Origin of the sequence: Bradyrhizobium sp. NAS96.2 (assembly GCF_001908235.1) — a bacterium.
Taxonomy (GTDB): Bacteria; Pseudomonadota; Alphaproteobacteria; order Rhizobiales; family Xanthobacteraceae; genus Bradyrhizobium.
On record NZ_LGHK01000380.1, the window covers coordinates 1 to 733 of the forward strand.

A 733-nucleotide genomic window follows, 5' to 3' on the forward strand; every position below is an offset into this window, starting at 1 on the left:
CGAGTGGCGCGACGTGCCGACCATGCTCCTGACCGATCGCGAGATCGTGCGGGATTCGATGCAGGTCAGTTTCACGATGCTGGGCGAGGAAGATCCCGACGCCGTCGTGGTCGAGTACGTTGACGAGCAGACCTGGCGGCCGGCGCAGGTGCAGTATCCGCCGGACAGCGACGCATTCACGTCGGTCAATGCTGAGACCAAGCGCGTCGACGGCATCGTCAACCGTGACCAGGCGTTCCGGGAATGCGCGTTCTATTATCTGCAGTCGATCTATCGGCGGGAGAATGTCGCGCTCGGCTCGGAATATGAGGGCAGGGCGATCACGCGCGGATCTGTCGTCAGGGTGCAATCTGATCTGCCGGAAAACTATGGCTATGGTGGCGCCGTCGTCGGCGTCGCCGGCGCGACGCTGGCGCTCAACCCGGTGCCGGTCTGGGATGAAGGGCCGTTCTATATCCGTCTGCGCAAGCCAAACGGAAAGTTCTTTGGTCCGGTGCTGTGCAGCCGCGGCGTCGACGCTGCGCATGCCGTCCTCGACGCTGCGAGCCTGGCTGCCGCACAGACTGCGCAGGCGACCACACTCGCGGCTGTCCTGGCCCGCGAGGATGGTGCGGAGTATCCGTCGTTTGATCTCGGCACGGGCGTAAGCCAATCGCGGCTGTGCGTTGTCCTGGACGGCTCGCCGAGCGGCGACAAGTTCACGGTCAACATGGTGGTTGATGACCAGCGGGTT

1 protein-coding gene is annotated in these 733 nt (G+C 64.1%); it reads left to right on the top strand.

Features of this window, described 5'->3' with window-relative positions; all coding sequences use genetic code 11:
- A partial coding sequence (locus AC628_RS41430; protein ID WP_245321607.1) for a host specificity factor TipJ family phage tail protein occupies window positions 1–733 on the top strand: 733 nt, incomplete at both ends.